The sequence below is a fragment of the Bacillus pacificus genome, from assembly GCF_020861345.1.
Lineage (GTDB): Bacteria > Bacillota > Bacilli > Bacillales > Bacillaceae_G > Bacillus_A > Bacillus_A pacificus.
Genome location: NZ_CP086328.1, coordinates 3,880,445 through 3,895,420 on the forward strand (window position 1 = coordinate 3,880,445; position 14,976 = coordinate 3,895,420).

The window sequence follows — 14,976 nt, forward strand, 5'->3', positions numbered from 1 at the left end:
ATTCATCCACCTTTTCTTTAGAGGCCAGTTATTCCCTGTGTAAAGGTTTGAATTATCGTGCTAATGTAAGACCACAGCACAATGAATGTTGCAATTCCGATTAAAACATTTGCGATAAGAAGTGTATAAATAAGGTCTAATCCGCCGTTATCTAGCTTTACTATAGCGACAATTATACTAATTGACATATACGTTGTGGCCAGCCCTAATAAGATTGGTAAGAAAAAGATTAATAAAAAGCTAAACAGAAAAGAAAGAACTAATATAGCAATAGCTGGCGTCGCTATCGTTCCCCATATACCGAATACTTCAAGAAACGAAAAAGATGATTTCATCATCTTCCCACTGACAAAAATAATAAATCCGACAAATAAAATTAAAATGAGTAAAAATAAAAAGACTGTTATAGAGTCTCCAAAGAAAGAAGGAGTAGATAAATCTGGCGCTAACGTTCTCGTAAGTGCTGCCCCAGCACTCATCATTCTATAAAAAATACATGCCCCTAAAAAACAAATAAGAACAAGACTTACAATTCCATTTTGTACTTCAACCTTGCCACTTTACATAATAGCTGTCGGTGCTTGTAATGCGTGTTTAAAAAACTGAAAATAGCCACTTGCAAACTGCTTCGCTTGCTCTACCGTTTCATTTGGTCGAGTTTCCTTTGCTTTTGCTACACGTGCCTGTTGCTCACCTTCTTCCTGTGCACTACTCGCTACTGCTCCCTCCGTTAACGAATGTCCACAATTCCCGCAAAATTTTGCCTCTGTTGCATTTTCTGTGTGACACGCCGGACATTTCATTCTCTCATCCCTCCTTAACCATATACCGTATAGGGTGTTACAAATTCAATATATGACTTTGGACATAAAACATGACTACAAGAAAAAGATTATGAAATCCTTCTTTCAAAAGAAATATATGTGCTAGCAATCTTGAAAAATAATGCTATTATGAAACAGAACAAATAACATTTTTAACAGATTGGATGAAAGACGATGGAATTGGTAAACTCAATTTTTCAAATACTCCTTACAAGCGTAATCCAATTATTTTCTTTAATTGGCGTTATCATTGTAATTGGATTTCTATTAGGCTATTTAGAATCTCTCACACGAATGTATTGGTCGAGAGCTTTCGGAAGAAAAGGATTCCTTTTAACGGCGTGGATTGGCGTTCCTATTCACGAACTTGGACATGCCATTATGTGTGTACTATTTCGTCATAAAATTGTAGCAACGCAGTTTTTCCCAACAGATACAAGTCAAGGCGCTTTAGGCTACGTACAACATCAATACAATCATAAAAGTGTATATCAACGAATTGGGAACTTCTTTATCGGCATCGGGCCTATTATTTCTGGTATTACCGCACTAATCCTTTTAATGCGCTATTTCGTACCAGATTCATATTTTTTATTTCATACAACTCTCGAAAAAACAATCACTTCTACTTCTATTAATGTAGAAATGGTTCAAAACATGCTCTTGTCGACATTCGTATTATTGAAAAGTTTATTTACAATAAATAATGTATTGAATCCTTCCTTTTGGCTATTTTTATTTATCGCCATTTGTATTTCTGCACATATCGCTTTAAGCAAACCAGATATTAAAGGATCAATAGACGGCATTATCGTCATGTTTATCGTGTTATTTTTATTCAATATAATAGCAGGGCTGTTTCAGTACGATAGTAACCAACTAATTGGCAAAGTGATGAAGTATAATATGTACCTCATTGCGTTTTCTAGCGTGGCACTATTGTTCTCTTGTCTTTCTACACTTGTTAGTTTTGGTTTTTATAAAATAAGAGGAGGGCGTTCTATTTGAACGCCCTCCTCTTATTAGTTATTTCTCTTATAATCACAATGCTCAACCGGCACACGAGCATGTCCCTCTTCATCCGTACACCATGACTGCGATTGGAAGGCAAGAAAAATACCGACCCATTCTTCTTCCTTTTCAAATTGAATAAGTATTCCTCCGTCTTGCCATATACCATTATCACCTTTCCATTTCTCTACATTCCCTTGATTCATGTGAATATCATGTATCCCGTTTCCTGGTTCGAAATGAAAGTAAGAATCAGGTGTATTTTCTTCTGGTCCCCATCTTTCACCAAACGCGTAAATAATTGCTTTTTCTTCTATTGCTCGTTTTATATAACGTTCTATTTTTTCATTTAAATCATTATCCACTCCTGCTTTTTCAGCAGGTAAAGGAATCATTTGTTTCGAATCAAATACATTACCTCTTACGTAGTCTAAAGCTACTTTCGGTTCATTGTTTTTTATTTCTGTAAAACCGAATGGTAATGTCGGTAAAATATGAATCGCCTCTGACTTAATATTGTTACTCGCAAAATATAAAACTTCTGACGGATAACTTTGCGATTTTACGTTAATTGCAATACGATAATCTACTCCTGTCTCGCCCTGTAAATGAACTTGATAATGAGGTGTTTTCCCTTTTCCAATCTTTGATTGTATAACTGTACCTTTTAACACACCGTAGTTTTTTAGGGGCATACATTTCATCTCCTATTCATCTAAAATCGGCAAGGATACCCCCTACTTCAATCGTGTGAAGGGCGATAGCCCAACGATAAGTGGGGGAGGATTTGCCGGCAGATACGGTATGGTACGTTAAAAATCGTAAGATTCTGTACCACATCAAGTATCTGAAACTTCCACCTTGCCTCCTACTTTCTCTACTTAAGTTGTTTGCTTTCACTAAAAATCTGTTACAATTTAATTAGTGAAAGGCGGTGAAAATAATGCCTACAATTACTGCAAAAATACAAATCCATGTTTCCGATAATCAAGCTGAAAGTCTAAAGATAACAACGAACGCTTACCGCAAGGCTTGTAATTGGTTATCAAAACACATATTTGAAACAAAGAACCTTAATCAAGTAAATCTCAATAACTTATATTATTCTGATTTGCGAAATCAATTTAGGTTAAAAAGTCAAATGGCTCAATCTGTGATGAAAACTGTAATTGCTCGTTACAAGTCGGCTAAATCAAATGGACATGAATGGTCTTTGATTGACTTCAAACTTGCAGAATATGATTTAGTCTGGAATCGGGATTATTCACTAACCAAAAACCAATTTAGTGTAAACACGCTTGAAGGTCGCCTAAAACTAAATTATGAGCGTAAGGCTATGAAGAAATACTTCAACAGCACTTGGAAATTTGGTACTGCTAAATTAGTGCATAAGTACAACAAGTGGTTCTTACATATCCCGATGACAAAAGAGTACCAAACATTAGATTTCGCAGATGTAAACAACATCGTTGGTGTTGATTTAGGAATCAACTTCCTTGCAACCACTTATGATAGTCAGGGCAAAACAACCTTCTACAACGGAAATATTGTTAAACATAAGCGTGGTAAATTTAAAGCTACTCGTAAGCAATTACAAACACGACAAACACCATCTTCTCGTAAGAAAATAAAACAAATTGGCTCAAGAGAAAACCGTTATGTAACTGATGTAAACCATCAAATTACAAAGGCACTCGTTGAGGCATACCCTAGAGGTACTATGTTTGTTTTAGAAGACTTAACAGGGGTTCGTTCTGCGACAGAGAAAGTACGAGTGAAAAACCGCTATGTTTCTGTATCTTGGGCTTTCTATCAGTTCCGTCAAATGCTTGAGTATAAAGCTGAATTGAATGGACAAAAGGTAATTGTGGTAGACCCCAAATATACTTCCCAAACTTGCCCTAAGTGCGGAAACATTGAAAAAGCGAATCGTAATAAAAAGCTACACACTTTTAAGTGTAAAAATTGCCAATACCAATCAAATGATGACCGTATTGGTGCGATGAATCTACACCGTAAGGGAATTAAGCATATCAGTGTAGTTACCACAGGAGTATAGCTCTTGTGGTAGGGGCGAAGTCAACCGTCCTTATGCTCCACCATACTAAGGTAGGAGAGCATTGCTCGTTCGTACTACTGGGTAGGAATAAGCGTAGTTGCTCTCTATGAGGGTAGAAGCACTGTCGAACTCCGACAGACGCAAGCCCCCACTTCAAACGACCCGTAAGGGTGTTAAGTGGCGGGTTGTTGACTTAGTAGAAGCTTTTCATGTTTAAAACATTATCCAATTATAAAAAAAATCCTCCTATGTTAGGAGGATTTTTAATTTCTCAACATATACCAGAAAATAACTTCCACTACTATAAGTAATACCGCACCAAAAATCATTAACGTCGTCTTCTTTAATAGTTCATTTTCACGATATGGTATGTTACATAAATACGCCCCTAGCGTAATCCGTGACGGGCAAGCGATCGTCGCTACTGATGATGCGGTGTTTTGAAGTGTTGTGACATATTGCCACGGGAGTGCTACGTTTTGTGCGGTTTGCATTTGTAGTTTTATAAACATTGCATTTGATCCTGCGTTACTACCTGTTAAAAATCCACCAATAGCGCCAATAAACGGCGCAACGAAAACGAAAAAGGTTCCAAATGTATCACCAGCTGTCTTTGCGAGTAATGCATGCATACCAGATGCACCCATTAGTTCTGAAATGGCGATAAACATTGTCGTCGTAATCGCAAAGGGAATCCATTGTTTTATCGTTTGCGAGAGTGATTGTTTAATAATATTTGATGGAATTCGGAAGAAAATGATTGTAAATAAACAAGTCATACCTAGCCAAAAACCTGGCGAATATAGTAGCTCTAGTTTGTAAGAGTATGATTTTAAATCAAGAACCGCATATGATCTAAATACATCATGCAATGCTGGTACGAGACGAGAAAGTAAAATACAAACGGTTAAGAATATATAAGGGCTAATAATTTTTATAATAGATACTTCTCTTTCTGTTGCCGCAGCATGTTCTGACATTAGATTTTGCTCACTTTTTCCTTTTAATTTAATGATAAGAAAGCCAAATGTAATGGTAACGATAGAACTTAATATACCTGCGAGTTCAACACTTACGTATGCGTTAGAAAGATAGATTCCGAGAGAAAATAATAGAAAGAAGCCGATTCCTTCCTTCCACTTTTCAATAACCGCCTGCCAGCCACCAACAACATGTAAAGAAAGAATGACAAAATAAGCAAACATCGGGATACTTAATAGCGCTGTATTTGTACCGAGTGTTGTAAGCGGCATATTGATAAGTTGCGAACCGATAATCGTACCAGTTGCCATTGCCCCCCATGAACTAGCTAGTAAGCCGATAAACGAGAGCAGTACAGCTTGAAACGGTTTATAGCCTAAGGAAAGAAAAATAGGTGCTGCAACCATAAAGCCAATTCCAAATCCACTTACTGATTCAATTAGTGGGCAAATACCAAAACACATAAGAAGCATTTGTAATAAACGATCGTGCGTCACTTCTTCTAGAAAACGTGCTACTTGATCGATGTACCCCATTTTGTTCATGAGGTGAAATAAAAAAATACCGAAAAACAAAACGTACCCAACAATAAAACAAATTAACCATCCTTTAATCGTTGCGTGCACAGTTTCACTTATCCCTAGTTGAAACGTTGGAGAGAGTAAAACGATTCCAACAGACACCACGTAAGCAATTAAAGAAGACCTTAATGACGTTTGTTTAAATAAAAATAAACAAATGAAAATCATCATAATTGGGATAAGTGCCAACAATATGGCCATGTTATCATCTCATTTCGTTTAAAATACAATTTTTAACTATTATATAACAGATGCTATAATTTTCAATTGTTTTTAAAACAGATTCAAAAAAGGAACCAAACGGCTCCTTTTTTAATCACTCCCATTTTCTATTATCCTGAAAAACTGTCTGCTGTCCGACCATTTTATCTAACAGAACAAACACAATATAAGCACATATGACTTGCAATACAACATTTCCAAATTTCATGAATTCAAATGAATGGATCCATCGGAATACTTCATTTAATAATACAATCGAAACGATACTAAATAGTTCTATACTAATCGAAAATATACATATTTCTAAAATAGATTGCTCTTGAATGCGATTTAAGTTAGAAAAGATGAATACATATCCTAAAAATAGAGCCATCAACTCTATTTTCGTCATGCTAATGAGCCAAGCGTATAGTGGTACAGTTAAGAGAAGATATAGTAGTTTACGTCTTAGCATGCTTTCTCCCCCTCTAAATTATATGTATTTTCTGTATATTTTAACATTTATTACACAAAACAAAAAGAAGAGACTTATGCCTCTTCTTTTTGTTTTGTTGCCTGTATGAATTCACATATTTCTTCTCGTTTTTCATTTTCTAACAGCTCAATCACTTTACTTCCAACGACAACTCCGTCACATATTGTAATCATGTCTTCTACATGTTCCTTCGTTGAAATACCGAACCCTGCCACTACCGGTAAATGCGTATGTGATTTTACTTTTTCTAAATAACTATGAATCTCCTCTTTAAAATTTTGACGTACGCCTGTTACGCCCGCTACTGTAACGGCGTAGACGAACCCTTCTGATTCACTCGTAATTTTCTCGATTCGCTCAATTGGGCTTGTAACGGTAACGAGTGGGATTAAAGCGATATTTGCAGTTCGGAGAAGCGGTGCAATAATGTCTTGTTCTTCATACGGTAAATCTGGAACGATAATACCATCCACCCCTGCTTCTATACAATTTTCGATGAATTGTTCTTTTCCGAATGCGAGTACTGGATTTAAATATGTCATAAGTACAAACGGAATTTGTACTTCTTTCCTTACCTCTATTAATGCTTGAAAAATGCCTTTTACTGTTACACCGCTATCTAGTGCTCGTTTCCCTGCCCTTTGAATTGTTGGGCCATCTGCAACTGGATCTGAAAATGGGATACCAATTTCAACGATGCTTGCTCCTGCTTCATCTAGAAAACGAATTCTTTCTTTTAACTTTTCAAGGCCACCATCTCCGCCCATTACGTACGGAATAAATGCTTTCTTACCATTTTCAAATGCTGCTTTAATTTTTTCTACTCCCATCTTTTACACCTCTTCCATATAACGTTTTATACTCTCTACATCTTTATCACCACGGCCAGATAAACAAATGACAAGCCCTTCGTCTTTCTTCATTTGCGGCGCTAATTTTAATGCGTATGCGACAGCATGTGAACTTTCTAACGCCGGGATAATTCCTTCTTTTTTCGTTAATAATTGAAACGCTTCTAACGCTTCATCATCTGTAATGGAATGATAAGAAACGCGGCCAATATCTTTTAGTAAACTATGTTCTGGACCAACCCCCGGGTAATCAAGTCCAGCTGAAATGGAGTGAGCTTCTTGAATTTGTCCTTCTTCATTTTGCAGAAGGTACATCATCGATCCGTGGAGAACGCCAACGCTTCCTTTCGTTAAAGTAGCTGCATGCTGTTCTGTATGAACTCCTTTTCCAGCTGCTTCTACGCCGTAAAGAGCAACTTCTTCATCATGCACGAACGGATAAAACATGCCCATCGCATTACTACCACCACCAATACAAGCAACAACAGCTTCTGGTAACTTTCCTTCTAACGCTTCATATTGTTTTTTCGTTTCTTTCCCAATTACACTTTGGAAATCACGAACAATTTGCGGGAATGGATGCGGTCCAAGAACGGATCCCATAATGTAGTGCGTATCATGCACGTGTGAAACCCAGTAACGAAGCGCCTCGTTTACCGCATCTTTTAATGTACCGCTACCTGCCGCCACACTTTCTACTTTCGCTCCGAGTAATTCCATTCGGAACACATTTAATTTTTGACGTCTTACATCTTCTTCTCCCATAAAAATGACGCATTCTAATCCGAGAAGGGCACATACAGTAGCTGTTGCAACACCGTGTTGTCCAGCCCCTGTTTCAGCGACAACTTTTTTCTTACCCATTCTTACTGCAAGAAGTGCCTGACCAATTGTATTGTTAATTTTATGAGCTCCTGTATGGTTCAAATCTTCACGTTTTAAATAAATTTTTGCACCGCCGCAATACTTCGTCATATTTTCAGCATAATATAGCGGTGTTTCTCTTCCGACGTACGTTTTTAAATAATGATTTAATTCCTTTTGAAATGCTTCATCTTCCATCGCCTCTTTATATGCTTCTTCTAGTTCTAATACAGATTGCATTAACGTTTCTGGAACGTATCGTCCTCCGTATATACCGTAGTGACCTTTTTCATCTGGATATGCGTAATTCATTTGGAACACTCCTTCGTTTTTATAATAAATTGTTTTATTTTCTCTACATCTTTCTTTCCTTCTGTCTCTACTCCGCTGCTCACATCGACCATATATGGCCGAACAGTTCGAATTGCTTCTTCTATATTAAGAGCGTTTAATCCACCAGCTAATATCGTTTTCTCTCGCAACTCTTTTGACATATGCGCGAGTAGTTCCCATGAAAATTTCTTTCCATTTCCTCCATGAAACTTTTCTTTCGGGCTATCAAATAATATATAATCTGTTTCATACTCTTGAGCGTTTTTCATATCACTCTCTGAAGTTACTCCTAGTGACTTTATAGACGGAATATTCAATCTTCTGATTTGATAATTGTCTTCATCCCCATGTAGTTGTACATGCGTTAACCCGCATTCATCTGCAATTTTCTGGATCATTTCTACTGATTCATTTACGAAAACACCGATTTTTAACACGTTGGCTGGAAGCTCCTGAATGATTTCTTTCGCTAGCCCTGGAGTAATTTTTCGCTTACTTTCTGCAAAAACAAATCCGAGTGCATCTGCTCCGTATTCGCAAGCACGTTTTGCTGTTTCCATATCAGTGATGCCGCAAATTTTCACTTTCATATGTTCACCTTACAATCTTCAAAAAAGGTACGAATAGAAGATGATGTCATAAGTGCTTCTCCAACTAATACACCTTTTGCTCCGGCTCGCTTGACGCGGATCATATCTTCTTTTGAATGAATTCCGCTCTCACTAATCCAAAGTAATTTCTCCTCATTTAATCGTTTTCCAAGCTTTTCTGTTTGGCCTAAATCGACTTCGAATGTTTTTAAATTACGGTTGTTAATACCGATAACGTGCGGATTTAATTCGATTGCAATTTCTAGTTCCTCTTCATCATGAATTTCAACAATTGCTTCTAACCCTTTTTCTAGTACGTAACTATACAGCTCTTTTAACTTCTCTTTCGGTAACGCTGCTACAATTAATAAAATAATATCTGCGCCAGCCTCATACGCTCTATCAATTTGAATCTTATCAATTATGAAATCTTTACATAAAAGCGGAATGTTACTTTCTTCTCTCGCCGTTTGTAAATCATAAAACGACCCTTTAAAAAATTGACCGTCTGTTAAAACAGAAACAGCACCCGCGCCGCATTCTTCATATGTTTTCACTTGTTTTCTTACATCAACGTGTAAATTGATATCTCCTTTTGATGGTGATGCTCGCTTTACTTCTGCAATAACAGTAAACTGCTGTAATGATTCTACGAGTGAATGTGTCTTTCTACTTTCTTTTATTGGTGTATATGTTTCATATAATTCCGCAACTTCCTTTTTCTTCTGTTCTACAATTTTATCTAAAATCGTCCCCATTTTAATTCACCCTTTCTAATTTTTCGTTACTTGCTGCAATTAATAAATTTAGTTTCGCTAATGCTTTTCCAGAGTCAATGCTATATGCCGCGAGTTTAATTCCTTCTTCAATCGTTTCCGTTTTTCCATTTGCGAAAAGAGCTAGACCTGCATTGAATAAAACTGTATCGCGATAAACACTCTTTTCTCCGCTCAATACGCCGAGCGTAATCTTTGCATTTTCTTTTGAATTCCCCCCTCTAATTTCTTCATTTTTCACTCTTGAAAAACCATACTTTTCTGGATCAATACTCATTTCTACTATTTCATTATCTTTTAAAAGGACTACGTGATTTTCCCCTTGTAATGACGCTTCATCTAAAAAACCACTTCCGTTTACGACAAGCGCTTGTTTCCGGCCTAACTTTTGTAATACTTGCGCAACTGGTAGTAACATATCTCTTTTATAAATGCCGACAAATTGTGTTTCTAAATTCACCGGATTTGTTAAAGGGCCAATTAAGTTAAAGATTGTCGGCACGTTTAATTCTTTTCTTATTTTCATAATGCGTCTTAATGCTGGGTGCATCGCTGGTGCGAATAAAAATGCGATTCCGACATGCTCTAATAAATAATCAATTTCGTTTGGCGTACTGCTAATATTTACACCGAGTTCTTCTAATAAATCTGCACTTCCTGTTTTACTAGAAACAGCACGGTTACCATGTTTTGCAACCTTTACACCAGCTCCTGCCAGTACAAATGCCGATGTTGTACTAATATTAAACGTTTGGGCACCGTCACCACCTGTCCCGCAATTGTCCATTGCTCCTTGTATATGATTCGAAAACGGTAATGCCTTTTCACGAAGAGCTCGGACGAGACCGTATATTTCTTCTGCAGTTTCACCTTTCGCTTTCAGTAAGACTAAGAAAGCTGCAATTTCACTTTCCAATATGTTTTCATTTAATAAAAGAAGTCCTGCTTTATACATTTCCTCTTCTGTTAAATGTTGCCCCTCCACTAATTTACGAAGATAGTTATTCATACTCTTTCCTCCTCTTTCACTTCGCCTAAAAAGGCACGTATTAACTTTCCGCCTTCTTCTGTCGCAATTGATTCCGGATGAAACTGTAATCCAAAGAGTGGATAATAATTGTGACGAACTGCCATAATTTCTCCATCGTCCATCGCTGTCGCTAGTATGTCAAAACACTGCGGCAAGCTTGTTTGTGCTGCAACAAGAGAATGGTAGCGCATCGCTGTTAGCGGTTGTGTCACATACGAAAAAATTGACGCTCCGTTATGTTTCACACGTGATGTTTTTCCGTGTTTAATGCGCTCTGCTCTTACAATATCTCCTCCAAATGCTGATATAATTGCTTGATGACCAAGACAAATACCTAATATGGGAACGTTCTTATAAAAATGACGAATCACTTCCATACAAATTCCAGCATCCTCTGGTTTTCCTGGTCCTGGTGAAAGCACAATTCCTTTCGGCTTCATTTCTTCTAATTGTTCTATCGTTATTTGATCATTTCTTACGACAACAATTTCTTCTTCGTATTCGCCTAGTAGTTGATACAAGTTATATGTGAATGAATCATAATTATCGATAAGTACAATCATTTCATTACCTCCAAGAGCGCTCTCGCTTTATTTAATGTTTCTTCATATTCAGCTACTGGATCTGAATCGTAAACGATGCCCGCTCCTGCCTGAACGTATGCTTTTTCATCCTTTACGACCATCGTTCGAATGGCAAGCGCCATATCAAGATTCCCTGAAAAACTAACGTATCCAACTGCACCGGCGTACACATTTCTTTTTTCATTCTCTAGCTCATTTATAATTTCCATCGCTCTAATTTTCGGAGCACCTGATACCGTCCCCGCCGGTAAGCAATGCGCTAATGCATCAAATCCGCTCATTTGTTTTCGCAATGTTCCGTAAACTTCAGATACAATGTGCATAACGTGAGAATATTTTTCTACTTTCATATATTTATCTATCGTAACTGAGCCGATTTCACTCACTCTACCAATATCATTTCGCCCAAGATCTACAAGCATCATATGCTCTGCTCGCTCTTTCTCATTTTCTAACAGCTCTTTTTCAATTTCCGTATCTTCCTGCTTTGTCTTTCCTCTCGGCCTCGTACCAGCAATTGGATTTGTCATCACTTTATCCTCTCTTACCGATAGCAAACTTTCTGGCGAAGAACCGAGTACAACATAATCTTGAAAATCGATATAAAACATATATGGTGATGGATTGGCAATTCGTAGTTTTCGGTATAACGCGAATGGATCACCAATACATTCACTTTGTAAACGCTGGGATAATACGACTTGGAATATGTCCCCGGCTCGAATGTGTTCTTTCGCCGTTTCTACCATTACGCAAAATTCTTTTTCCGTTATAGAAGAAGTGAATGATAATGTTGATCTTATTTCAGTTACTTCCGCTTCTTCTCCCTGTAGCACTTCCTCTTTGTATACTCGCAGCCTTTCGTATACTTCTTCATAATCTGCTGCATCATCTTCCCTGCATACATATACAAACGACAACTTTTGGCGTAAGTGGTCATACACGATAAACTCACGGTACAGTAAAAGGTGTACCTCTGGAATATTCAATGGATCGTGTAAATTTGCTCCAATGTTTTCATATTGCCGAATAACGTCATAGCCAATATAACCAACTGCTCCTCCGCAAAACGGAAATGGACTGTCTACTTGAGCTGACGCGATTTCTTCTTCTAACACTTCTAGTACGTTACCTTGCAACTTTTCTGCCCGGCCGTAAATCGTTCGTTCCACTTCCGTACCGATACTTTTCACTTCCCCATACGGATTACACCCTAAGTAGGAATAGCGTCCTTTATCTTGATGAAGCTGTGAACTTTCTAATAAGAATTTCTTCTTCCCTTTCATACGTCTATATAAAGAAATTGGCGTAATGCTATCTCCTTCTTCTTCAGTGATTACTAAAAATGTCTTTCTCTCTCTTTTTTGTTTTATAAATTCTTCTTTCGTCATCATGTCCTTCACCTCGTCCTGAAAAATAAAAAAGTCCCCTACATATCGAAAATATGTAGAGGACGATAAATATACCGCGGTACCACCTCGTATTGGATGCAAAAGCATCCCGCTTTGTTCAGGTACAAAATATATACCTTATCCTTGTAACGGCGGAACCCGGGTTGCCTACTGAAAATAATTGTTCAGCATACCTCTCGTAAGCCCATTCCGTATATGGCACCGCACCGGGCTCCCACCTATTCCCGGCTCTCTGTAACGTCTCCAATATACGTACTCTTCTTACTTAAACGATTTCATTTATTTAATTTTTTATACACAAAAAGGGAGTACTCATCCTATAGAAAGGACGGGTACTCCCGTGGTGCCACCTTAATTCGTTACGAATGTAACGCACTTTACCGTATCAAAAACAATACGTGTCTCTTGTATCGATGAGATCATGTCGCCAAAGCCTACTTCTTTCGTTTCGGTTTGGAAGCTCCGAAGCCCATTCCACATCAATTCCATACTGATTCGCACCAACCATCAGCTCTCTGACATGTTCATCATGTGTACTCTTCTTCATCAACGCTTGCATTTTTTTAAGTTGCACTCATTATAGACCTTACTTTTTTCATAAGTCAATACTTTTTAAAAAATTTTATTTTTCTCTCCTTTCAATATTATATTGACAAAACAACCTCTTTTTATGTAAATATAATAAATACTCTATTAAAAATAAGGTTTTTTGTATGAATATTATATATTAAAAAAGTAAAATGATGTCAAAAAACGCTTACATTTCTGAAAATTCATATTTCTGTATGGATTTTTCAGAATAATCATGATAGATTATAAATATGCATAACGCATCAAAAGATATGACAAAAGGAAGGGGAACTACATGAGTACGCAGATGTTAACTTTAACTTCTATCTCTATTTACATGCTCGGGATGTTAGTCATTGGCTATTTCGCCTATAAACGAACGTCCAACTTAACAGATTATATGCTTGGCGGGCGTACACTAGGCCCCGCAGTAACAGCATTAAGTGCTGGAGCATCCGATATGAGTGGTTGGCTTTTAATGGGATTACCCGGTGCAATGTTTAGCGTTGGATTAAGTAGTAGTTGGATTGCGATCGGCCTGACATTAGGCGCATACGCAAACTGGCTATATGTCGCTCCTCGCTTACGTACCTACTCTGAAATTGCAAACAACTCTATTACTATCCCAGAATTTTTGGAACACCGTTTCCACGACAAATCCCATATGCTACGCTTAGTATCTGGACTTGTTATTATGATTTTCTTTACTTTTTATGTAGCTTCAGGACTCGTTTCAGGTGCTGTATTATTTGAAAATTCATTTGGTATGAACTACCACGTTGGATTATTCATTGTAGCTGGCGTTGTTGTTGCTTACACATTATTTGGTGGTTTCTTAGCAGTAAGTTGGACAGACTTCGTGCAAGGAATCATTATGGTAATTGCTCTTATTCTTGTTCCTACTGTTACAATTATGAATGTAAATGGACTTGGTCCAGCATTTAGCACAATTAAATCAATTGATCCAACATTATTAGATATTTTTAAAGGTACTTCTGTATTAGGTATTATTTCATTATTCGCATGGGGCCTTGGTTATGTTGGACAACCTCATATTATCGTACGCTTTATGGCAATTTCTTCTGTAAAAGAAATTAAAAGTGCGCGACGAATTGGTATGAGCTGGATGATTTTCTCTGTTGTTGGAGCTATGTTTACTGGTCTTATCGGTATTGCATACTACTCAGACAAAGGATTAAAGCTATCCAATCCAGAGACAATTTTCCTTGAACTGGGGAAAATTTTATTCCACCCGCTTATTACTGGATTTTTATTAGCAGCTATTTTAGCAGCGATTATGAGTACAATTTCATCTCAGTTACTCGTTACTTCTAGTGCTGTAACGGAAGACTTATATCGTACTTTCTTTAAACGTTCTGCTTCTGATAAAGAGCTTGTATTTGTCGGCCGTATGGCTGTTCTTGTTATTGCACTAGTTGGGTGTGCATTAGCGTTTAAACAAAATGATACGATTTTAGCTCTTGTTGGATACGCTTGGGCTGGATTTGGCTCTTCATTCGGACCTGCTATTTTATTAAGCTTATATTGGAAACGTATGACGAAGTGGGGCGCACTTGCTGGTATGATTTCTGGTGCCGCTACTGTTATTATTTGGACGCAATTCAAATTCTTAAAAGAATTCTTATATGAAATGATTCCTGGTTTTACTATTAGTTTACTAGTAATCGTAATTGTTAGTTTACTAACACAATCTTCAAAAGAAGTTGAAGAGCACTTTGAGACTTTTGAAAAGCAACATAGTCATAATCTATAAAGAAAAAGCTCTGCTGTTATCGTATCAGCAGAGTTTTCT

The 14,976-nt window shown here is 37.3% G+C and carries 13 protein-coding genes, 1 pseudogene and 2 other annotated features; of the genes and pseudogenes, 3 read left to right on the forward strand and 11 right to left on the reverse strand.

Features of this window, described 5'->3' with window-relative positions:
- Positions 1–17: 17 nt before the first annotated feature.
- Positions 18–803, reverse strand: a pseudogene (locus LMD38_RS20160) (zinc-ribbon domain-containing protein).
- 195 nt (positions 804–998) lie between these two features.
- Between LMD38_RS20160 and LMD38_RS20165 the strand changes: the two are divergent.
- Entirely contained in the window at positions 999–1,832 is an 834-nt protein-coding gene (locus tag LMD38_RS20165; RefSeq protein ID WP_046646797.1) for a hypothetical protein, read from the forward strand.
- Between the two features lie 14 nt (positions 1,833–1,846).
- Here the strand turns inward: LMD38_RS20165 and LMD38_RS20170 are convergent, their stop codons facing one another.
- Positions 1,847–2,530: a DUF2278 family protein gene (locus LMD38_RS20170; protein ID WP_001128607.1), complete on the reverse strand. Its 684-nt coding sequence runs from the start codon at positions 2,528–2,530 to the stop codon at positions 1,847–1,849.
- A gap of 248 nt (positions 2,531–2,778) precedes the next feature.
- Between LMD38_RS20170 and LMD38_RS20175 the strand changes: the two genes are divergently transcribed.
- Positions 2,779–3,894, forward strand: a complete 1,116-nt coding sequence (locus LMD38_RS20175) for an RNA-guided endonuclease InsQ/TnpB family protein (protein WP_061183179.1) — start codon at positions 2,779–2,781, stop codon at positions 3,892–3,894.
- A 263-nt stretch (positions 3,895–4,157) separates the two neighbouring features.
- Here the strand turns inward: LMD38_RS20175 and LMD38_RS20180 are convergent, their stop codons facing one another.
- The 9 genes from LMD38_RS20180 to trpE all read right to left on the reverse strand — a co-directional run bounded on the left by LMD38_RS20180 (position 4,158) and on the right by trpE (position 12,575).
- Positions 4,158–5,657 carry an L-lactate permease gene (locus tag LMD38_RS20180; RefSeq protein WP_062822670.1) on the reverse strand — a complete coding sequence of 500 codons (1,500 nt, stop codon included), beginning with the start codon at positions 5,655–5,657 and terminating at the stop codon, positions 4,158–4,160.
- A 115-nt stretch (positions 5,658–5,772) separates the two neighbouring features.
- The gene (locus LMD38_RS20185) at positions 5,773–6,132 is read right to left on the reverse strand and encodes a DUF4029 domain-containing protein (protein WP_014893209.1); all 360 of its coding nucleotides are present in this window, start codon (positions 6,130–6,132) and stop codon (positions 5,773–5,775) included.
- A gap of 74 nt (positions 6,133–6,206) precedes the next feature.
- Positions 6,207–6,983, reverse strand: a complete 777-nt coding sequence (gene trpA, locus LMD38_RS20190; RefSeq protein ID WP_062822671.1) for a tryptophan synthase subunit alpha — start codon at positions 6,981–6,983, stop codon at positions 6,207–6,209.
- Positions 6,984–6,986: 3 nt separating this feature from the next.
- Positions 6,987–8,180, reverse strand: a complete 1,194-nt coding sequence (trpB, locus tag LMD38_RS20195) for a tryptophan synthase subunit beta (protein ID WP_062822672.1) — start codon at positions 8,178–8,180, stop codon at positions 6,987–6,989.
- Positions 8,177–8,791: an N-(5'phosphoribosyl)anthranilate isomerase gene (gene trpF / locus LMD38_RS20200; protein WP_062822673.1), complete on the reverse strand. Its 615-nt coding sequence runs from the start codon at positions 8,789–8,791 to the stop codon at positions 8,177–8,179. Before trpF ends, trpB begins: the two co-directional genes overlap by 4 nt.
- Complete coding sequence (gene trpC / locus LMD38_RS20205) at positions 8,788–9,549, reverse strand: indole-3-glycerol phosphate synthase TrpC (protein ID WP_061183184.1); 762 nt, start codon at positions 9,547–9,549, stop codon at positions 8,788–8,790. The genes trpF and trpC overlap by 4 nt, the downstream gene beginning before the upstream one ends.
- A gap of 1 nt (position 9,550) precedes the next feature.
- Entirely contained in the window at positions 9,551–10,576 is a 1,026-nt protein-coding gene (trpD, locus tag LMD38_RS20210; protein ID WP_061183185.1) for an anthranilate phosphoribosyltransferase, read from the reverse strand.
- Complete coding sequence (locus tag LMD38_RS20215; RefSeq protein WP_062822675.1) at positions 10,573–11,160, reverse strand: aminodeoxychorismate/anthranilate synthase component II; 588 nt, start codon at positions 11,158–11,160, stop codon at positions 10,573–10,575. The genes trpD and LMD38_RS20215 overlap by 4 nt, the downstream gene beginning before the upstream one ends.
- Positions 11,157–12,575: an anthranilate synthase component I gene (gene trpE / locus LMD38_RS20220; RefSeq protein WP_062822676.1), complete on the reverse strand. Its 1,419-nt coding sequence runs from the start codon at positions 12,573–12,575 to the stop codon at positions 11,157–11,159. Before trpE ends, LMD38_RS20215 begins: the two co-directional genes overlap by 4 nt.
- 52 nt (positions 12,576–12,627) lie before the next feature.
- Positions 12,628–12,872, reverse strand: a binding site (T-box leader).
- Between the two features lie 42 nt (positions 12,873–12,914).
- Positions 12,915–13,152 (reverse strand) — a binding site (T-box leader).
- 306 nt (positions 13,153–13,458) lie between these two features.
- Between trpE and putP the strand changes: the two genes are divergently transcribed.
- Complete coding sequence (putP, locus tag LMD38_RS20225; RefSeq protein WP_061183188.1) at positions 13,459–14,937, forward strand: sodium/proline symporter PutP; 1,479 nt, start codon at positions 13,459–13,461, stop codon at positions 14,935–14,937.
- The last annotated feature ends 39 nt before the right edge of the window (positions 14,938–14,976 follow it).